The organism is Paraburkholderia sp. UCT31, assembly GCF_014397655.1.
GTDB lineage: Bacteria > Pseudomonadota > Gammaproteobacteria > Burkholderiales > Burkholderiaceae > Paraburkholderia > Paraburkholderia tuberum.
The window spans coordinates 21,745-39,067 of the sequence record NZ_VZQP01000009.1 but is presented as its reverse complement, the minus strand read 5'-3'; the positions used below and the strand labels follow the sequence as shown (position 1 = coordinate 39,067).

Here is a 17,323-nt window from a genome sequence, read left to right as displayed (position 1 = left end):
GAAGATGGCAGCATCGCGTTCCTTCTCCCTATCGTACGCGGTCACCGTGGTCACAACAGATGGCTCTCCTGACGCGCTACGCCGTGCCGCCCCGCCCTGCCTGGTCAGCCGTCGATAACCATCTCGTCGACGAGCCTCAAGAGCACCGCCCGGACAAATTGAGCACCCATCGTTTCCGTGTCGGCGTGCAACTTGCCGTCGGCGCCGACGCTCAGGTAGAGCTGCCCGAAGCCAATCCCGGCCGCCGACCAGTTCAAGGCCAGCGAACCGTCGAGCGCTTGCACGCCATCAACGAGCGGCAGACGCCCGCGCCGCGCCAGTGCCCTGCGGCATCGGTTAGCGTTGAGTTCCTCGTGCTTTTCGCTGAGTTCGATGAGCGCTTCCAGCGAGGAACACGCGGAGATTTGACCCGCCAGCTCAGGGCAGTCCCTCGTCGCCTTCCTTTTCAGACGCTCAAATTCCTCCTTATGCCAGCCAGCTTCGGTGGCTTGCATGTCCAGGAGCGACTGGACACCGAAGAAGCCAGTGCTTAACGCCACTTGCTCGTCATCGCTCAGCTTGGCCGCAATAAGGGTGCACGGTGCCGGTGCCGGATTTTCGTCCGACCGTGCCGCTTGCGTATCGTTTGCGGTTGTTTCCAAATCTCGTTTCCTCTTCTCATTGTGCGGCCGGCGGCCGGCGGTCGTCGGCGCCCGGCCCGTCTCGCGCTTTACAGCTCGATAACCAGCGAGGGGTCGAAGCCTTCGTTGAACTCACCTGGGTAGCCCCGGGGGTTGCAGACTACCCGGCCCCTGCCCACGGAGTAATCAGCGGATTCATGGATGTGTCCGTGAACCCAGAGGTCCACCTGCTCTACCATTGGCTCGAGACAGTTGAAGTACGAAGCTCCGAGGGATGTCTCCGCTTCCTCGTACTCTCCTGCGGACAGCACCGACGGTGCGTGATGCGTGACAATCACCGTCTTTCCATCGAACGGCTGCTCGAGCTTGCGGCGAAAGAACATCTGAGTCTCAAGGCTCTTCAGCCGCACATTCGACGGATGCAGACGGCGGTACGCCGCGCCCTCGCGAATCTTGCGGTAGTCGTTCATCTTCTCGCGCGCCGCAATCATCGCCGAGGGCGGATGTTTCGCGGCCGAGAAATCTGTCCAGAGGGTCGCGCCGAGGAAACGAACACCGTCGAGCACCAGCTCGTCCTGCTCGAGTACATGAACGTTCGAACCCTCGGCAAGCTTTTTCAGCTTGTCGGAGGTGTACGTCAGGTTGCCGCCCCAGTTATCGTGATTACCCAGAACGTAGACGACTGGCCCGCTGAAGTGCCGCCGCGCCCAATCAATGGCGCGACCCTTCGTGTGGATGTCGCCCGCGAGCACGACCACGTCGACGTCCGCTAACGTAGGGTCGTAGTCTGCGTGCTCGAGGTGCAGGTCAGAAAGCAGCTGAATGCGCATGTTTTGTAAAGCTCCGGGTTTGCGCTATTGCAGCGCAGCTCTTAACAAAAAACGGTCGCGACAATCAACCTGCCTCGTCACCGATTTTTTCCTCGTGCAACCCAACGGCCGCACTCCACAATTGCTTGCGCCGCTCAGCGCGCCGCCGCTCAGCGTAGAGCGAGGTCGCGCAGAGAGTCAGGCCCGCGTCGACACACCCGGCGGTCGCGGCAAGCGAGCAAATTTCACTGTTTGTAAAGGCTCGTACCGATGGGCCGGCCTTTTCCTGCCGAAGTTCAGCCGCATAGAACGTCGCGGGAAAGAGCAGCGTCGTGTCGTCGAGGCTCAGCATCGCCAGGCGGGTCAGCGAGAACGCATCGCGACTTATGCCGAGTGCCTTCCCGACGGCGTCTCCAGCGGCGGCATCAGGTGGCGCACCGACGCACCGGCGAACCGATAGCAGCCCCCACCCGAGCACTTCGCCGGCGTAGCCCACGCGCAGCTGTTTGGTAAGCAGGAACCGCCCGCTCGGCGCGACCGGCAGCACGACGACAAGAGCCGTGGCGTGCTGGTCCTCTGTGCGGACCACGCGAAGGTTGCCATTCTGGTCAGCAACGACGGCCAGGTCGTCGCGCGCAAAAACAGTTGTGTTGAAAGACATGAGCAGGCGTGGGTGGTTAAAGGTGTGCGCTACATGTCATGTAGGCACTTGGCCAACAGCGTCCGTCCGTTTCGCGTTGTCCACCCCTTGTCGCCTCATTTGCTTATATTTCCAGGAGACCTCACTCGAGAAATGGTGGCCGCTGGCTCGCAGCGACTCGTTCGCTCTGGCGGATTCACCGGACGCACCGGTGCCTCCGACGGGCGGCTCCGGTGGAGGTAAAAGCGCGGCAGCGGGGAAGGTCGTGTGGATGCACGTGGCCAGTGAGCCGCCACAAAATTAGCAAGCAGCGCGGAACCCCTGTCCAAACCGTCCTCAACGCTGCGTATCTAGACACGATTTGAGGACAACCGCCGCCAGTCGGCAAAGGATAGCAAGATGATTTGCGAAACATTGAGTCCCGTTATTGTTAAGCGGATAGCTGATGCGAATGAGCGCCTCAAAGGCGGCGTGTGGTTCCCCGACAGCCTGGACGCTCCGCCGCGCGTACCGTCGCTGCCTTTTGAGGTTGGGCAGACGTACCCTACGCTGAATGGCAAGCTCGTCACTATCGTCGAAGAGAGCACGACGCGCGGCTACGAATGCGCGAAAGGCGACGACGACAAATGGCGCTACAACCGCGAGCAGGACCGTGGGCGTTGCACCGCGTGCAACTTCAACAACCCCGACAACCTCGTGCCGACGCCAATGTCGGAGCTAGAGGACGCGCAGGCGGAATAGTGTCTGTGACCGAAGCTTTAGCATGATTGAGAAGAGCCGCATCCTCAGACCTGAGATGCGGCCTTTTCTTACAGAGTCTGCAAAAGCCTTTTCTTAGAATCGCAGGTGACGGCGCAGAAAGCACCAGCGACAATACGCATCACGACGGACCGTAGCGCTGGCTGGCGCAACTCCGGACTCCTCATCCGGTCTTTCCGTCGTGCTCCATTTACTTCGTCGGGGCAAGCGCGCAACGCTACCCCGCACGGGTGCAGAAAAGGCCGGGAATGCCCGGCCTTTTGCGGTTTCGCAACCGCGCACTTACTTGCCGGCGGTTGCCTCGCACTTCTTCACGAATGACGCCTTCGCTGCGCCGGCGAGCGGCTTCCCGTCCTTGCTGACGGCTTTCGTTTCGCACGCTGTCGGGGGCGTCACGGACTTCGCTGTCGTCGCTGTCATCGACTTCCCGCCGGCCTCGCACTTTTTCATGAACGACGTTTTCGCCGCACCGGTCAACGGCTTCCCAGCTTTGCTGACAGCCTGGCTCGCGCACGTGGACGACGCCGGCGCGGCGGCCGCAGCAGTCGCCGGTGCTGACGCCGTTGTGGGCGCCGAGGACTGGGCGAACGCAACGCCCATCGAGAACATCGATGCGACTGCTACTGCAAGCAATTTCTTCATGACGCATTTCCCTGATAAGGATGAGACCCAATGTCTCACCGCTCCATAACGTCTCAACGAACCCGCTCGTTGACATGAGTTTACCCGCGCCACTCTGTCCGGCCAACGACGAAAAAGCGCCCAGATGGGCGCTCTATCAAATCAGGTAATGCCGCGAATCCAAGTTACTCCTCGCGCAGAGGTACGTCCTTTGTAATGCCGTAGAACTCCTTCCATTCCGCTCTGATTGGAACGAATGTGTGGTCGAAAGTGGCGTGCTTGCTGGCGTCATACCGCTCGATGTTGTCAAGCGAAGTATTACCTGTCAAGTCCAAACGGATATCACCATGGTCGCCATTGATACCGTCACCATAGACGTCCAGAACCGTGGCGAGCCGTTGTTCGGATACTACGAAAACCCTGTCGCCGGCTTCATGGGGCTTAACAGCTGCATCACTCTTCTGCATGTTGTCCTTTGTAGTCTTAACTGAAAAAATGAGTTAACGGGCGAGCCTAGGGAACCAGCCCCGGTTACCAACAGCTTTGTGGCACGAGCGGGACGAGTGCGCGGGCTTCTAAATTACGAACGAAGCGTTTGCTTGAAGCGGTTGTACTCCTGGCCACGGCTGTAGTTGCGGTAAAGCTCTCCGACCGTGCCGAACGCAAATGCAGGCTTCAATTCAGCGCCAGGGAGAGCTTCCTGAACCCAGTCATACGCATTCATGCCGCGCTTTTCCGCGTGAACAGCTTCCGTCAAAGCACCGAGCGCCTTGTCCGGCGAGTACTCCGCCAGGTTGTGAAAGCAGTGCTGCAGTGGGTGCTGCTTGACTTCTGTCGCGCGCAGAGCGGGGGTATTGATGCTCACATCTCTCTCCTACAGGGGTTGTCCTACGGACGTATAGCAAAATATTTTTCGGAGCCGCCTGATGGGATGCTTGCCCGTCTCTGTGGCCTGAAAAGCCTCATTTTGCAAAGTCAACATGGGCTTTTCATTTTACACGGGCAATGTGTCAGACACGCGAAAAATCTTGGCTCGCGGCTTTACGCGGGCTTTGAGTGTGACCGTACTCCGGGCCCTGACAGAACGAGCTGCTGCCCAGCATGAGTTACGCGACTGCGTGACCGCAGTTGTTAGTCTTGCCCGAATCAAGGTTTGGGAGGTAATCTAACGGACGATGAGAACTTTACGAAAATTGCAATAACAACCGGGGAATAACATGGGATTGTCGTACAGGAAGAGCATCAAAGCAGGACCCTTTCGATTCAACCTGTCCGGTTCGGGCGTCGGTGTTTCCGTCGGCGTCCCGGGCTTCCGGGTGGGAACGGGGCCGCGCGGCAACTACGTGTCGCTGTCTGCAGGCGGCTTTAGGTACAGGGCCTCACTTCCCTCTGCCGCTGCGCCCCGCGCGCGCCCGGCCGCGTCGGATACAGACTCCCCTGAGCAGCGCCGGTTTGTCCCCAGCGGCAGCGCAACGGTCGCGCCGATGGCCGTCATCGAATCGGCGGCCATCGAGCAGCTTTCCGACTCTTCTGCCGACGACCTGCTGGAAGAAATCCGCCGCAAGAACGCGATGCTCCCGGTCTGGCCGTGGCCTCTCCTCATAATTGCCGCGCTCTGCTGGATGATGACCAACAGCGCAGAACAAGGACCGCTCGTTATTGCCGCGATGCTTGCTGCTGCCGTCGCTGTTGCGGTTGGCACGGTATGGCTCTATCTCTGGGATGTTGCTCGCCGAAGCACTGTGCTGTTTTATGACCTCAGCGGAGAGGTGGAACACGTCTACACAGCAGTCCTCGAGGCCTTCGAAGACATCAACCGATGCCAAGGGCGGTGGCACCTGACGGCTCAGGGCCGCGTCCTCGACGGCAGGTATCATGCCGGCGCGGGAAGCATCGTCAACCGGAAAACCGTGGGCACCGGTATCGGCCCGTTAGGCCGTATCAAGTGCAACGTGGAGGTGCCTTTCATCAAGGCTGGGGCGAACACCTTTTATTTCTGTCCCGACCGGGTCTTCGTCATCGGGCGGAGCGCGGTAGCGGCCATCGGGTACGAGTCCCTCGAGTTGGAAACAAACTCGACCCGTTTCATCGAGTCGAGTCCGGTTCCCTCAGACGCCCAGATTGTTGGACATACCTGGCGCTTCGTGAACAAAAACGGCACGCCCGACCGCCGGTTTAACAACAACCGCAGGATTCCGATTGCCCAGTACGAGGAACTCCGGATGCAGAGCCGCTCGGGCATAAATGAGGTATTCCAGCTGTCCCGCGTCGGCGCGGGACATTCCTTCATCGAGACCGTGCGACTGCTAGGCAAGATTGCTCGCACAACGACAACGTCTGGCACGCGCACTGCCAGCGCGTAGCGTGATGTGCGATAGCGCTCCGGGGTCCGCTGAAAGGCGGTGGCTGAAAGCGGCGGTCGTGCTGTCCCCGCTGGAGGCAGAGGCTTGGCGCTGCCTCGGCCGCAAGTAGTCGCCCCTGTGCGAGGGGTCCACAGACGCACCGTGCGCCCCTCGCGCGCTTCAGGCGAACAGCTCCTTCTGCGTAGCTGCGGGTGTGCGCTTGAATGCGGCATCCGCCGACATTGCCGGTGAGTTCCGCTCGAGATGGACGAAGCCCCGAGCGCGAACCGGGTACGCTAACCCTCGTCGTGACCGAATCCCGTTCGCAACGTCTGCCACCTTTTTGAGGAGACCCGGCAGCTTTTCTTCCTCGCCCCGCGATTTCAGGCGGCCCGGGTGCAGAGTGTCCCAGCCCGACGCCGCCGTTCCCTGTCGCTCCTTGCCTTGAACGTGATTGCCCAATCCCTTGATATAGTTGTTCCACAACGGGTCGTACCTGTCGATAAGCCATTCTTCGAGCGATGGTGCCCATACGGCTTTGTTCAGCACAAGGTAGCGACATGCGAACGAAGAAGCGTGCAAATGAGCGAGATTGAAGCTTCCCGCGTGCTCCGTTAGTCGTTTCGTCAAAGAGTCCATGCTTTTGCCGCAATACAAGGGAATATCTGAAAACTCGCAGACCCAGGGGTGATACAGCGGATGCTTGTCGTCGCGCGCGTAGACCGCGTAGATGCCCGGACCAAGTCCGCTGGGAACACTATCCAACGGCGTGAGCGGGCACGCAAGAAAGAGCTCGTACGCGTCGGCGGCGTGCGGCTCAAAGACATCGCAGACAAAAACGGAAGAACGAAGCGTTTCAGACACGGCGCGGGCTTTATGGCTAAAGCGTCGTGTAGGCGGCCTGTTTATCCTTTTCGGGAAAAAATCGAGCGTTTCGGGAGAGTCGTGGCTCACCTCGCACCGACAGCCCTTTCTCGTGGACACTACACGGTACAATCGCGCTCATGCTGGATTCGACGCGCGGACTTCAAACAGTTTTACAAATCGGCCGGGAGGCCTAGTGGACTACGACAGCGTTCGGAATCAGCAACGCATTCATCGCTTTCGCGTCTCGGTCATTCTCGACCTGGACGCGATGGTGCTCGACCAGACAATTGCGCCTGCGGTCGTTCTGGCGCTCGAAAGCGCCCCTGCGGAAATCGCCCGTGAGATGAGCGAGCGTTTCCCCGCATTCAAGCGAGGGGAGACTTTCGATTTTGTGGTCGAGACGTTCCTAAACATGTCAGAGCGCTCCGGGATGGGCTTTCTTCTGAGATGCGAGCAACCGGTATCGCAACCGAACCCGAAAGACGCGCGCGGCCTGCTTTACGACTGGACGGAGACGACCTCCGCCTGGTTTCACGGCGATACTTACCAGACCGCTTGGGGCAAGGCGCAAGCGTGGGCGGCGAAGACCAAGACAAAGAGCGTCGGGCACCCGAACGTCAAGGCGCTTACCTGGCACTAAGGGGCGAGTCCGGTAGGCCGGATGAGAGCGCCTAGGGCTGGCGCGCCGACGCTGGACGCAACCCCGCAGTTGTCCGCGCAACGCGCCCTGAGATGTACAATCCGGTCGATTGCCTCTACCACCAAAGGTACAGGCCCGCCTTCTTACAATGAAACGCCGAGGAGCCTGATGGATTACCAAACTGTCCGCCACGAACAAAACGTTCAGTGCTTTCGAGTTGCCGTGCTCCTGGACCTCGATGCGATGGTGCTCGATGACTGCGTCGCGCCAGAAGTCGAGCGGGCCATAGCATCGGCGCCGGCCGAAATTGCAGCGGAGATGAGCGTGCGCTTTCCAGAATTGAAGCAGGCCGTTCTCCTCGACGACGTGCTAAGAGGCATCCTCGACCGAGCCGAGAGCGGCACGTTGGGGTTTCTCGTGCGATGTGACCGGCCGGTTTTCAAATCGGACCTACGGTTTCCGACTGGGATGCTCTATGACTGGTCTGATACGGTATCGACATGGTTTCATGGCGACACCTATGCGACTGCCTGGGGCAAGGCCCAAGTTTGGGCGGCGCTGTGGAGAGCGCGCGCTTTGGAAGCGCGCGAAGCGGGTACGTTGATGCCCTCGTGCTGAGTCAGGCTGCCGAGTCCTGTGCATCCCATTAACGCCGCTGGGCCGCTGCCTCGGCTAGAGCGGCCTTTTCGCCCTGGTGATACCAGGTCGAATACTTGATGAGGCCGCCTTCCGCAAGATTTAAGGAATGCTCTTTAGCCGCGTGGCAAAGCCCCGCACACACCTTCGACTCGTCGTCATGGCACGCCCAGTTCAGCCCCGTGCGTTTTTTCAGCCTGATGAGGCGGCCGGCGGTCGGCAGACACCCATAGTTCTGCCCTTGCGTCGCCTGCTCCGTTCGTCCGTCGTTGAACGGGCAAGCGGAACACGAGCCCTTCAGCCCGCCATCAAGCTCGCCTTCGGTGATGCCCGCCTTTGCCGCCAATGCGAAGATTTCCGCGTCTGACAGCCGCATCAGTTTTTCCATCAATTCGTCTTTCGTCGCGCACATTCGGCTGATTTCCGCTTTCAAGGGGTTTTTCGTCGCGCGCTGCGCTTCGCTGCAAAGAAAAATCTGGCGGGCGCGAGTCCGGAATTGTACCGCAACCCTTTACAACCGCAACCGGCCCGCCGCCCGTTGTTGCGGCGAAGCTTGCCAGAACCGAGACGCCTATTGAGTTCGAGCAGCGCGTTTGCTTCCCAGCGAACCGCCTTGCTGAAACAGCTCGGACAGGCGGAACGCGGCCGTTTGCGCAAAGACAAACCCACCGGGTGCACCGGTGGGTTTGTGATGAATAAACTTCGACTACTTCTGCTTCAGGTCCTTCACGATGGCGCGCCCTTCGTTGCTCAGCGGCTGCACGTGACTGCCTACCTCCACCAACGCAACGTGCACAAGCGCTTTGACACACAATCCGACGTCGTCATCCGTCCCTTGGAGTGGGCAGGATTTCAGAAGCGAACTCACACGTGCTTCGACCATCGGATGGAGTTCGTCCAGCAGTGCTTTCGCGCGCACCGTGGCGTGGGCTTCTTTCGAAGCTGGCCCCTCACTAACGCCCAGCGGGTCGTAGCCCAGCGCCATGAAGCGGTGTTCCGCGACATCGACATTCTCCTCGTCGGCGCCCTCGTCGCAAAATTCCGGCAGCTCCGGGTGCGCGTTCCAGTAGGCATAGAGCTTCAGCCCGTCCTGAGGCGATTTGATGCCAAACGACAGGTCCTCGTTCTGATTGCCAAGCCACGCTGCGGCTTGTTCCAACTGTTCGCGTGCGTTCACAATTTCCTCACTGTTTCATGCCCCGGGGGACCCCCGGGGTGTTTTTGTCAAGCCTGTCGGCCACTCATTTCTTCAGCTTCGCCATTTCAGCGCGCCAATCCTGCGTTTCCCAATCGATGCCTCTTTCTCTCAGGCGCCAGCTTAGGTCGTGTTCCCAGGTGTCGGGAAAATCGAGGCAAGACACGCGTTGCTTTTCTGCTTCCGCAAGACCTTTTGCCAACGCGACCTTCCACGAAGCGCCAAACTGTACATCGACGTCCCAGTTATTATCGTCGACCACTCCGAAAGTGGTTGAGCAGAACGCATGGCGCGACTCAGGGTAGTGCGGGTCCTCGTCGTACATTTCCGGGATGAACGCCTGAACGCCGTTCGGCCCAATGCGCCGGCGAAACTCTGTCAGCGCCTGTCCCCTCTGCAACGGGCTGAACCCTGCATTAGCAATCGCCGAGTAAATCTCAACGCGGTCTTTCACTGAAAGCTCGTCAAACCAACCGCATTGCACTGCGGCGAGCTCGAAGACCCAAGCAGGTAAAGGCAGATACGTCTCCGGCGGAATCCCTTCGTCTTCGGCCTTCCCGAGGGCTACTGCATGCCGCCAGGTGTGAATGCCATTCATCTGCGCAACTACGTCCAACACTTTTGTGCGTTGTGCATCTGGTGCGCCCAACTCCGTCTTCAGCGCGTCGCTGAGGATGTTTGCCTGGGCTTTAAGCGTGGGGATACGAATCGTCATGATGTTTTCCTATCAAGGCTCGGCGAGCCACTATTCAAAAAAGCAGGATGTCCGGTTACCGGCTCGGCTCGCCAGCGCTTTGAAGGCGCGAGGATTCGAGTGGATGGCTTTACTGCTCTCCGACTTTGGCATTAGGGCGCAAGCCCCTACGGACGCGCGGATGGAGATGTCCTTGACCTGTATAGGCAAAGGCAACTCGACCCCGGAGCAGGCAGCACAGCTTTTCAAAAACCTTGTCAAGCGGCTGCGTGAACAGTACAATGCCCGCCTTTACAAAGCTAACAGACGCGCGTAGTGAGGCGCGCAAGACGTGCATCTACTTCAAATTTTCAAGAAACTCGTGACGCTTCTCGCGTTAGTCGACCCTTTTTCAATGGTTCCCGTTTTCCTGGGCGCCGTTAACGGCCGCTTACCCGCGCAAAAGGAAGCCTTCGCCCGTGCCGTTGGCGTGGCCGTCGCAGTCGCCCTGCTTGTCACCGCCGTCGCAGGCGGCACAATCCTCCAGATTTTTGGCATATCGATTGGAAACATGCAGGTCGCCGGCGGCGTGCTTGTGCTCATTCTTGCGGTCGCGATGGTGCTTGGTAAGGAAGAGGCCGTGAAGCAAGGACACAGCCCGCGAGAAGTGGCTCCTACGGTTGTGCCACTGGCCGTCCCTTTGATGGTCGGCCCGGCCGCCATCAGCTTCACTATCGGCAACAATCACTGGTCAGGCATCGAGGACATCCCTGCGCTGCTGATACCGCCGGTCATCGTCGGTTTGGCAACGTGGTTCACGTTCGGCGCGGCGGCTCGCGCCGGCAAGGTAGTCAACGCTACCGCGCTCGACCTGATTGAGAAGGTCGGCGGTTTTCTGCTCGCGGCGATGGCCGTTGAGATGCTCGGCACCGGCCTAAAAAGCATGTTCCCCGCGCTCGGGGCTTAACCAGCAGGCGAAGCGCTCCAAGCCCTGCCGCCACGCTACAAGCTACCAATGGACAAGAAAAAGACCACCCTGGAATGGGTGGTCTTTGTAATTAATGAATCGTGCGGCTCTTACTTTGCCATCGGAACGTCGCCTTCTTGCGGCACGTAATAGGTGAAGGTCGTTTCACCCTTTTCGAGCAGCTCTTCGGCAAAGCTGATGACGGCATAATCGCCGAAGTACCACAGACGGCCGATAGAGACGACCGTGCCGTCGTCGTCCATCTCAAGTTCGTCGGTAATCATGGGCGCTTCGGTCAGTCCGCCGACCTGCTCAGCGCAGGTGGGGTACAGCACGCTGTTTTGCGACCAGCCGGCATAGTCGAGGAGGTCGGCGAGGAAGCCGTGGTCGCGGTGCGTGCACTTTTCGAGCAGGTCCGCGACCTCTTCCTTGTCCTCCGGCTCCAGAATCAGCCGCAGATTTTTGTTTTCAAGAATATCGAATTTCATTTTGTGGCCTCGTGTGGATACGAGAAGTATAGCCACTCTGAGGCCTCCGCCAGGCCGTTAGCAGCCGGCGGCGCTCAGCTTTGTACCACAGTGCGGGCAATGCCTGATTCCGATACCGCCGCCACCGGCGAGTTCCGGCACTGCAATGTGCCACTCGGCTGATTTCTCGCTCCACTCGTAGCGCGCGTCATAGACGCAGGCTGCCGTGCGCCTCTCAAACTCGGGGCAACATGAGATGAACCCGAGCGGCAGGCGCCGGGTGCCTTCGCGACACACCGAGCCGTCCGCATGTGTCCTGAGAGCGGGTTGAAACGGATGAACGGTTTGCATGATATTGAGAAACCGGGCGAAAAAAGGACAAAAAAAATGGGCGCACGAACGGGCCGCCCTCAACACACACGCCGCAGCCCTGGAGGCCGCGTCGTCAATTCTAAACGAAAACAATTCAGCTAAAAGCGCAAGTAAGCGCTATGGCGACGGCTGCCAACGATGCCAGTCGGCTCGACCGGGCAATTGTAAAGCCGGGAGTGGTGAAAAGCCAGAACTGTTGCGCACTCGACGGTAGGGTGAGAGCTTCTCGCACGCGCGGGAGGCTCCGGTACTCAAGTTCAAGTGTGCGCTGGCGAGCAACGAAAATCGCAAGTAGCTATACAGGGTCCTTGCACTTACCCGTAGTCATCATGCTTAAAAAATCCCTCCTTGCCGCAGCAGTACTTCTCGTCGTCACTGGCTCCGTTGGCGCGGCCCCGACCACTTACACCTTCATCCAGCGGTACCCGGGGCTGCGAGGGCCGGGCGCGAGCGCGACCGCGCCCGCGACCGCTGGTTGCTCCGCACCGAAGCAGGTTTTCTCGTACACGGGAGCTGGACAGACGCTCACTATCCCTGGTGGGTGCTCCCAGGCGACCTTCGCGCTTTGGGGGGCCGGTGGTGGTAGTGGGCAGGCCGGCGGCGCAGGTGGTGCAGGCGGATTCGTACAAGGTACGTTGCCTCTTGCTGCGGGGACCCAGGTGTCAATTGAGGTCGGCCAAGGTGGCTTTGCCCAGGACAGTTCGGGCGCTGCTTACGCTACTGGCGGTAAGGGATGGCAGTTTTTGGGCGGCGCGGGCGGTGGCGGGTCGTTTGTGACCGTGGGTGGCACGGTGATGTTGGCGGCAGGTGCAGGCGGCGGCGCGGGGTCCCACGGCTATAAGAACCGGACGCCGAGCGAAAGCTGGTCCGGCTTTGACGGCTTTGCGGGCGGAACTCCGCAGGGCGCGGGCGGACCCGGCTGCGGATGGGGCACCACCGCGACGACGACTGCTCCCGGCTATTCGTCACCCTATAACCCGAACTCCTGGTATGGGTCCGGTGTGGGAGCAAGTGGCTCGGGACGCACTGGCGGCGCGGGCGGCGGCGGCGGTGGCTACTTTGGCGGGGGCTCCGGCGCTTGGTGCTACCAAGTGTCCGGCACGTACTATATGGACGAATATTACATGCAGGGTGGCGGCGGCTCGTCCTACGCTTCACCTACCGCCACCGGCGTGTCCTTGATTGGCGGCAGCGGCGCGGTGGCTCCGAATACGAGCTCGCCCGACTACGCGCCGGGAATTGCGGCCGGCGGCGTGACGGCCGGGTCTACCGCTCAGGTTGGCGGGAACGGCCGGGTCGTGGTGACGTTCCAATGACTTACGAGGTCGAGCGACAATGCCGCTCGGCCTCCTTCTGCTGTTCGAGATACGCTGACAGCCGCGTGTTGCCGTCGCCGCCGTAGGGAATGCAAAGAAGGTCCCAGTCTCGCGGCAAGTCTGACGCCTTGCGAACGGCAGAAGGCGTCGAATACTCAATTTGGCTGGACGACACGTCGCCGAAAATTTCGCGGCAATGGTGAACCGCCACCTGGAACGCGTGGCTTTCGTCGTTGGCCAGCACGACTGCGTTCACGCTTAGCGCAATTGCAAAGGGGCACTCGACTTCGCCGGCCATCTCGCCTGCCGGCAGCGGTACTGCGGTCGCGGCCGGCTCGCGCCAATCAGTCGTCGCTGCGTAACCTTGCTTCTGTTCCCATTCGGAGGGCTGCTCCTTGGCGTCCGGATGGGTGGCCAGCGCGTGCCGGAGTTCAGCCGCCACGAAGTTGCGTGGCAGCATGAGTGACTGTGCCGCAATGGTCTCTTCGGTTCTTGGAGCCGTGTCGTACAACCGGGCCAGTCGCTCAACGGCTTTTCGCAGCGGTGACGTACCCTGCTGACCGTTTTCCCCGGAATCCAAAGCCCGCTGCCCGAACAACGGCAGCACCTCCAGTCCCTTGGCTCGCCAGGCAGCCGCTTCGATATCGTAGCCAGTGGTCTTGTACGGCTCGCCGTTGTCGTCAGGGATGTACCATGCGATGGCTTTACGGCGCGACGCCGCACCGCGAAGCTCACGCACTTCAAGACCTTTTCCCTCGAGTTCGGCGCGCCGTTCGGCGGGAATGTCGAACCAATCAAAATCGGCACTTAGTCGGGCTTGGTAGGCGACAGGGTCTTCGGGTGTTGACGGTTGGGTCAGGGAGTTGTTCACGACGGACATTGAATTCCTTTATAGACAACAACAATGAGTTATCTTCAGTGGCTATAATTGTAAAGCCATGCGCTTTGAAAAGCCATGCTATCGAAAAATTGTGCAGCAGCCCGTTGCACAAATCGCGGCCTGGACATCCTTCGGCATCTGCATAGAGGCTTCGACATGAAAATATTGGTCATCGGGCCTTCTGAGTCCGCCAAGTATGCCAATAGCCCGTGGCTCGTGAATACAACCAGCCAGTCCCCTCACGACTGGACTATCGAACTCTCGCCGTTCTATCTAGGTCCGGTCAGCCTCTACGATGGACGTGAGTCGAAGACGATGGAAAATGCCTGGCAGTTCGCGAAGGTCTATGCGCAGCATATTGCGGACACCGGTGAGCCGTCGTCGGCGTACTGGCAGTGGGCCGAAGAAGGCTGGGCGAACCCCAAGGCTGTCCGCTACCCGATGGGCAAAGGGGCCAAGCCTGCCTACAGCTATTGGGCCGGCGAGCGCCTCTCCTACGTCGACGCACGGCTGAAAGTTTATTGGCCACTCTATCGGGATGCCGTCGCGCGCACGAGCGCGTTCGAGCGGCTTCTCACGCTCGCGGAGACCGCCGAAGAGCTGGTGCTGTTCGATTTCGACGGCTACGACTTCGAGGCTCGTCGCATGTCGTTCAGCGACGTTCTCCTGAATCCGAACCGCAGCATGGGCCATGCGTTTGTGCTCAAAGCGATGCTCGAGCACGGCACGCGCGTCGAACCGGAAGACATTATCGGCGCGGCGCTGCCCGGACAGCAGTTGGGCTTGTTCTAATCGGAGCCGAGAACGACAAACGCGGCCGGACGGCCGCGTTCGAATGAGTGCCTAGGGCGTATGCGCGCTAGCGGAGATGGACAGGTATGATGGCAACATCGTAATCAAGCACCGCCAGATGCGCGGACTTCCCCTCGCCGACTATCATGCTCTTTGCCTGATGCGCATTGCTGGTGCCTGACCGAGCCGGGTCCATCTTGTCGTCTTCAGCTGCGTCCACCTGAACGTCAAATGCTATCTGTTTGGCGTCTCCGCCTCCCCCAGGAACCGGGTCAGGCGCTTCCGATTTTGCCCTCAAACTGAGGGTCATGAACCACACGTCTCTTGCAGGTTCTGGCGCCTTTTCTCCGGGAGCATAGGCGACGGCAACCGGATAGCCTTGCTCGTCACCAAACCTCATCATCGTCGGAACGTCACGAGGCGTGGCCTGCGTCATCTGGCCGAGTACATGCAGCCTTCCTTTCTCATCGGTGTGTGACACGGTGACATGAAAGCCATAGATGTCGTTGTAGTCAACCTCCTTTGGCTTGCCATTGACAACCAGACATCCCATCCGGGCGCCGCTGCTCTTATCAGAGCTCGCCAAGCGCAGACACCGGGACATGTCGTCTTCGGCGCGGGCTTGTGCGCCGGCGGAGACGCCTTCTGCCCGGGAGGATAGGTCGCTCGGCGAAGCAGCCGCTATCGCGGTCACCTTGCCTTGCAAACCGAGGTCACTTGCGGTTGCAAGCGGCGCTGACAGCGCTAGGGAAGTCGCAACGAGCAGATATCGCGTGCGCGCCGTAAACAGGGAAGACATACCGGTCGGTTTTCCAGATAGAAAGCGGGGTGCCGATTTTAAAGCATTTCGGGCGTATGCGACGTCCTTGCGCGCGAGCCAGAGGGGAGAACGGCCGCCAATCACCGGGACGCGGGACACCCTGCTCGCGTGGCGAGCGAATGAGCGCCCGGTCTGCGTGTCGCACTGTGGAAACTCCAAGGAGGATGGAGTTCAGCATCCGGAACGGGTTGGATGCGGCTCCGTACGAACAAAAGCGGGCGGACAAAGAGAAAAGTGCCCGTTCCGGAAAGAACGGGCCCTCAATCAACAGAGAAAGCTTATCGCCGGGAAGTCTGTGATAGCCGGAACTCCGCCCACTCGCGTGCCCAGAACAGAATCTGGGGCACTTCGTCAGCTAGGGTTTCGAAGCCCCCAACGTAGTCGAGGTGGGCGTTCGGGCCAACGCCCATGATGTTTTCGCGAGATGCACTGTAGCCGGCGAGACACCCACTGTCGCGAAATCGCACGACCAGTCCGCTCGCAAGCAGGCTCGCCAGTTCGGCAGGGCCGATATTGGAATCGACCTCCTGAATCGAAGCAACCATGATGACCTCAAAATTTTCGTAACCAGCTATGTCTAGCGAAAAATGGAGGCTGAGCGGAAGGAGAGCTTCGTAGCGCCGGCGGTGCCAACAAGAAAAAACCCCATCACGCGAGCGATGGGGTTTGAATTACAAAATGACTAGCTAGTCTTCGAGAGGTTACAGCTCTCCGCACTCGACAAGCTCGTTGACCAATGCCTTCACATCCTCACCGGCACTGAACACGATTTCGTCCTCAAAAAACGCAAAGCGCTCATCGCCCTTCTCGTTCTTCAGCGCCGAGAGGAAGTCCTCGACACGCATCGCGAACGACTCGACGTGATAAGTGTCGTGCTTCGGCTTAGCTCTCAACCACCAGCGATACTTGTCCGCAAAGAGTCGCGGATACTGGATGTTGAGTGCTTCGACGTCTTCCCCTCCCCACTGCACCGGTTCGTCAAAGTCCCGAGCACAGTGGTCCAACGAGAGTTCGTTGCACCGATGGTGCATGTCTAGAACCTCATCGACAAAAGACTGGTCCACCTCGACCTTTACCCAGCTTGGCGCGGCACCGAACTCCGTGTCGCTCCTGACATCGATGAAGAGTGTCTGCGGCTTCTTCAGTTTCCACTGCCGGGGCTTGGCAACGACTTCCCGCCTGAGCATCCCTGACAGGGTGTCCCAGTTTGGGTGACCAAAAGCTTTCGCCGCGAGCTCGAGTGACTGAGCAATCGACAATTCAGCCGCTGGCTGTGCCGCGCGCAGACGACGGGCCATTTCCTTTACAACCTGGACATTCACTTCGACTTGCATGATTTAGCTCCTCAAGAGGCGGAGCCTCATGTTTTCCTCAGCTGCACGCGTTACCGAGTTCGAGGCTCCGCGCTTGTAGGCGCAAAAAGACCTCAATAGCTGCTTTCACCGTCCCTTGCGGGTGCGTGCGACAGGTAGCAGAAAGACCTGAATCGTATAGCGCGCGCCGCCGGGCGTTTCGCCAATAGAAAACGCCCCGGAGTACTCCGAGGCGTTAGAAGCAAACCGGAATCCGCGCCGGTCAAGCCGGTAGCGCATCACGGAGGTGACTGTACGACGCATCGGATTCGCAGATATCCAGCATCAGCGCACGGCGAAACCACTGCATATGTTTGACGTTGCCGAACATCTGGCCGACGTTAGCCGCCACATCGAAACACATTTCTTCCTCATCCTCGATAGCCTGCGTTGCGCGAGCCTCGAGGTCCTGCATCGTCTTTGTCGTCACGACATTTCTCCAAAATGGCCTGTTAAGTGTAGCGCGTGCCCGACAACGCCTCGCGGGCGTGCGGGGCCGAAACGAAATACCGGCTTGCGTCGCGCTTTTCCTTAACTAATGATAGCCTTACGCAA

At 59.7% G+C, this 17,323-nt stretch carries 24 protein-coding genes; 9 read left to right on the top strand and 15 right to left on the bottom strand.

All coding sequences use genetic code 11. The annotated features are described in order from the left end of the window. Window positions 1–104 precede the first annotated feature (104 nt). The 3 genes from F6X40_RS09330 to F6X40_RS09320 form a co-directional block, all read right to left on the bottom strand. Window positions 105–641 (bottom strand): hypothetical protein, encoded by a 537-nt coding sequence (locus F6X40_RS09330; protein ID WP_187627536.1) that lies wholly within the window; start codon window positions 639–641, stop codon window positions 105–107. Between the two features lie 68 nt (window positions 642–709). Beyond that, window positions 710–1,450: a metallophosphoesterase gene (locus F6X40_RS09325; protein WP_187627535.1), complete on the bottom strand. Its 741-nt coding sequence runs from the start codon at window positions 1,448–1,450 to the stop codon at window positions 710–712. Between the two features lie 64 nt (window positions 1,451–1,514). Beyond that, a complete protein-coding gene (locus tag F6X40_RS09320) occupies window positions 1,515–2,090 on the bottom strand; it encodes a hypothetical protein (RefSeq protein ID WP_187627534.1) in 576 nt (191 codons plus the stop codon). 378 nt (window positions 2,091–2,468) lie between these two features. Between F6X40_RS09320 and F6X40_RS09315 the strand changes: the two genes are divergently transcribed. Continuing rightward, complete coding sequence (locus tag F6X40_RS09315) at window positions 2,469–2,810, top strand: hypothetical protein (protein ID WP_187627533.1); 342 nt, start codon at window positions 2,469–2,471, stop codon at window positions 2,808–2,810. Between the two features lie 373 nt (window positions 2,811–3,183). Beyond that, the gene (locus F6X40_RS43465; RefSeq protein ID WP_222946033.1) at window positions 3,184–3,519 is read left to right on the top strand and encodes a hypothetical protein; all 336 of its coding nucleotides are present in this window, start codon (window positions 3,184–3,186) and stop codon (window positions 3,517–3,519) included. Between the two features lie 115 nt (window positions 3,520–3,634). On the opposite strand, the gene F6X40_RS09305 is transcribed toward F6X40_RS43465, so the two are convergent. Both F6X40_RS09305 and F6X40_RS09300 read right to left on the bottom strand, forming a co-directional pair. Then, on the bottom strand, window positions 3,635–3,916 hold the full coding sequence (locus F6X40_RS09305; protein WP_187627531.1) for a hypothetical protein: 282 nt from the start codon (window positions 3,914–3,916) through the stop codon (window positions 3,635–3,637). 113 nt (window positions 3,917–4,029) lie between these two features. After that, window positions 4,030–4,314: a hypothetical protein gene (locus F6X40_RS09300; RefSeq protein ID WP_187627530.1), complete on the bottom strand. Its 285-nt coding sequence runs from the start codon at window positions 4,312–4,314 to the stop codon at window positions 4,030–4,032. A gap of 352 nt (window positions 4,315–4,666) precedes the next feature. On the opposite strand from F6X40_RS09300, the gene F6X40_RS09295 reads away from it, so the two are divergent. Beyond that, window positions 4,667–5,812, top strand: coding sequence for a DUF4236 domain-containing protein (locus tag F6X40_RS09295; protein ID WP_187627529.1), 1,146 nt, complete (start codon window positions 4,667–4,669; stop codon window positions 5,810–5,812). Between the two features lie 159 nt (window positions 5,813–5,971). On the opposite strand, the gene F6X40_RS43195 is transcribed toward F6X40_RS09295, so the two are convergent. After that, on the bottom strand, window positions 5,972–6,745 hold the full coding sequence (locus F6X40_RS43195) for an Eco29kI family restriction endonuclease (protein WP_187627528.1): 774 nt from the start codon (window positions 6,743–6,745) through the stop codon (window positions 5,972–5,974). A gap of 106 nt (window positions 6,746–6,851) precedes the next feature. Between F6X40_RS43195 and F6X40_RS09285 the strand changes: the two genes are divergently transcribed. Both F6X40_RS09285 and F6X40_RS09280 read left to right on the top strand, forming a co-directional pair. Beyond that, window positions 6,852–7,298, top strand: a complete 447-nt coding sequence (locus F6X40_RS09285; protein ID WP_187627527.1) for a hypothetical protein — start codon at window positions 6,852–6,854, stop codon at window positions 7,296–7,298. Window positions 7,299–7,466: 168 nt separating this feature from the next. Then, a complete protein-coding gene (locus tag F6X40_RS09280; RefSeq protein ID WP_187627526.1) occupies window positions 7,467–7,916 on the top strand; it encodes a hypothetical protein in 450 nt (149 codons plus the stop codon). Between the two features lie 28 nt (window positions 7,917–7,944). Here the strand turns inward: F6X40_RS09280 and F6X40_RS09275 are convergent, their stop codons facing one another. From F6X40_RS09275 to F6X40_RS09265, 3 genes are all read right to left on the bottom strand, one after another. Continuing rightward, window positions 7,945–8,367 (bottom strand): hypothetical protein, encoded by a 423-nt coding sequence (locus F6X40_RS09275; RefSeq protein WP_187627525.1) that lies wholly within the window; start codon window positions 8,365–8,367, stop codon window positions 7,945–7,947. Window positions 8,368–8,640: 273 nt separating this feature from the next. Then, window positions 8,641–9,111, bottom strand: coding sequence for a hypothetical protein (locus F6X40_RS09270; RefSeq protein ID WP_187627524.1), 471 nt, complete (start codon window positions 9,109–9,111; stop codon window positions 8,641–8,643). Window positions 9,112–9,175: 64 nt separating this feature from the next. Further along, window positions 9,176–9,844 (bottom strand): hypothetical protein, encoded by a 669-nt coding sequence (locus F6X40_RS09265; RefSeq protein WP_187627523.1) that lies wholly within the window; start codon window positions 9,842–9,844, stop codon window positions 9,176–9,178. On the opposite strand from F6X40_RS09265, the gene F6X40_RS09260 reads away from it, so the two are divergent. Both F6X40_RS09260 and F6X40_RS09255 read left to right on the top strand, forming a co-directional pair. Further along, a complete protein-coding gene (locus F6X40_RS09260) occupies window positions 9,843–10,139 on the top strand; it encodes a hypothetical protein (protein ID WP_187627522.1) in 297 nt (98 codons plus the stop codon). The genes F6X40_RS09265 and F6X40_RS09260 overlap by 2 nt on opposite strands. Window positions 10,140–10,154: 15 nt before the next feature. Further along, entirely contained in the window at window positions 10,155–10,769 is a 615-nt protein-coding gene (locus tag F6X40_RS09255; protein WP_187627521.1) for a MarC family protein, read from the top strand. Window positions 10,770–10,879: 110 nt separating this feature from the next. Here the strand turns inward: F6X40_RS09255 and F6X40_RS09250 are convergent, their stop codons facing one another. Then, a complete protein-coding gene (locus F6X40_RS09250) occupies window positions 10,880–11,257 on the bottom strand; it encodes a hypothetical protein (protein ID WP_187627520.1) in 378 nt (125 codons plus the stop codon). Between the two features lie 1,460 nt (window positions 11,258–12,717). Here F6X40_RS09250 and F6X40_RS09245 point away from each other — a divergent pair. After that, complete coding sequence (locus F6X40_RS09245) at window positions 12,718–12,924, top strand: hypothetical protein (protein WP_187627519.1); 207 nt, start codon at window positions 12,718–12,720, stop codon at window positions 12,922–12,924. A gap of 1 nt (window position 12,925) precedes the next feature. Here F6X40_RS09245 and F6X40_RS09240 read toward each other — a convergent pair whose 3' ends face one another. Further along, the gene (locus F6X40_RS09240) at window positions 12,926–13,804 is read right to left on the bottom strand and encodes a hypothetical protein (protein WP_187627518.1); all 879 of its coding nucleotides are present in this window, start codon (window positions 13,802–13,804) and stop codon (window positions 12,926–12,928) included. 156 nt (window positions 13,805–13,960) lie between these two features. On the opposite strand from F6X40_RS09240, the gene F6X40_RS09235 reads away from it, so the two are divergent. Further along, window positions 13,961–14,596: a DUF6939 family protein gene (locus F6X40_RS09235; protein WP_187627517.1), complete on the top strand. Its 636-nt coding sequence runs from the start codon at window positions 13,961–13,963 to the stop codon at window positions 14,594–14,596. Window positions 14,597–14,663: 67 nt separating this feature from the next. On the opposite strand, the gene F6X40_RS09230 is transcribed toward F6X40_RS09235, so the two are convergent. The 4 genes from F6X40_RS09230 to F6X40_RS09215 all read right to left on the bottom strand — a co-directional run bounded on the left by F6X40_RS09230 (window position 14,664) and on the right by F6X40_RS09215 (window position 17,198). Continuing rightward, a complete protein-coding gene (locus F6X40_RS09230) occupies window positions 14,664–15,395 on the bottom strand; it encodes a hypothetical protein (protein ID WP_187627516.1) in 732 nt (243 codons plus the stop codon). A 299-nt stretch (window positions 15,396–15,694) separates the two neighbouring features. Then, window positions 15,695–15,961, bottom strand: a complete 267-nt coding sequence (locus F6X40_RS09225; RefSeq protein WP_187627515.1) for a hypothetical protein — start codon at window positions 15,959–15,961, stop codon at window positions 15,695–15,697. A 156-nt stretch (window positions 15,962–16,117) separates the two neighbouring features. Continuing rightward, the gene (locus tag F6X40_RS09220; protein ID WP_187627514.1) at window positions 16,118–16,750 is read right to left on the bottom strand and encodes a glyoxalase superfamily protein; all 633 of its coding nucleotides are present in this window, start codon (window positions 16,748–16,750) and stop codon (window positions 16,118–16,120) included. Window positions 16,751–16,991: 241 nt separating this feature from the next. Beyond that, the gene (locus F6X40_RS09215) at window positions 16,992–17,198 is read right to left on the bottom strand and encodes a hypothetical protein (RefSeq protein ID WP_187627513.1); all 207 of its coding nucleotides are present in this window, start codon (window positions 17,196–17,198) and stop codon (window positions 16,992–16,994) included. Window positions 17,199–17,323 lie beyond the last annotated feature (125 nt).

Bases quoted from the DNA above. Each gene is read 5' to 3' on its own strand.
- F6X40_RS09220 (WP_187627514.1), bottom strand. From the start codon at position 16,750: ATGCAAGTCGAAGTGAATGTCCAGGTTGTAAAGGAAATGGCCCGTCGT.
- F6X40_RS09230 (WP_187627516.1), bottom strand. From the start codon at position 15,395: ATGTCTTCCCTGTTTACGGCGCGCACGCGATATCTGCTCGTTGCGACT.
- F6X40_RS09320 (WP_187627534.1), bottom strand. From the start codon at position 2,090: ATGTCTTTCAACACAACTGTTTTTGCGCGCGACGACCTGGCCGTCGTT.
- F6X40_RS09295 (WP_187627529.1), top strand. From the start codon at position 4,667: ATGGGATTGTCGTACAGGAAGAGCATCAAAGCAGGACCCTTTCGATTC.
- F6X40_RS09265 (WP_187627523.1), bottom strand. From the start codon at position 9,844: ATGACGATTCGTATCCCCACGCTTAAAGCCCAGGCAAACATCCTCAGC.
- F6X40_RS09315 (WP_187627533.1), top strand. From the start codon at position 2,469: ATGATTTGCGAAACATTGAGTCCCGTTATTGTTAAGCGGATAGCTGAT.
- F6X40_RS09235 (WP_187627517.1), top strand. From the start codon at position 13,961: ATGAAAATATTGGTCATCGGGCCTTCTGAGTCCGCCAAGTATGCCAAT.
- F6X40_RS09245 (WP_187627519.1), top strand. From the start codon at position 12,718: ATGGACGAATATTACATGCAGGGTGGCGGCGGCTCGTCCTACGCTTCA.
- F6X40_RS09325 (WP_187627535.1), bottom strand. From the start codon at position 1,450: ATGCGCATTCAGCTGCTTTCTGACCTGCACCTCGAGCACGCAGACTAC.
- F6X40_RS09305 (WP_187627531.1), bottom strand. From the start codon at position 3,916: ATGCAGAAGAGTGATGCAGCTGTTAAGCCCCATGAAGCCGGCGACAGG.
- F6X40_RS09280 (WP_187627526.1), top strand. From the start codon at position 7,467: ATGGATTACCAAACTGTCCGCCACGAACAAAACGTTCAGTGCTTTCGA.
- F6X40_RS09225 (WP_187627515.1), bottom strand. From the start codon at position 15,961: ATGGTTGCTTCGATTCAGGAGGTCGATTCCAATATCGGCCCTGCCGAA.
- F6X40_RS09250 (WP_187627520.1), bottom strand. From the start codon at position 11,257: ATGAAATTCGATATTCTTGAAAACAAAAATCTGCGGCTGATTCTGGAG.
- F6X40_RS09240 (WP_187627518.1), bottom strand. From the start codon at position 13,804: ATGTCCGTCGTGAACAACTCCCTGACCCAACCGTCAACACCCGAAGAC.
- F6X40_RS09260 (WP_187627522.1), top strand. From the start codon at position 9,843: ATGATGTTTTCCTATCAAGGCTCGGCGAGCCACTATTCAAAAAAGCAG.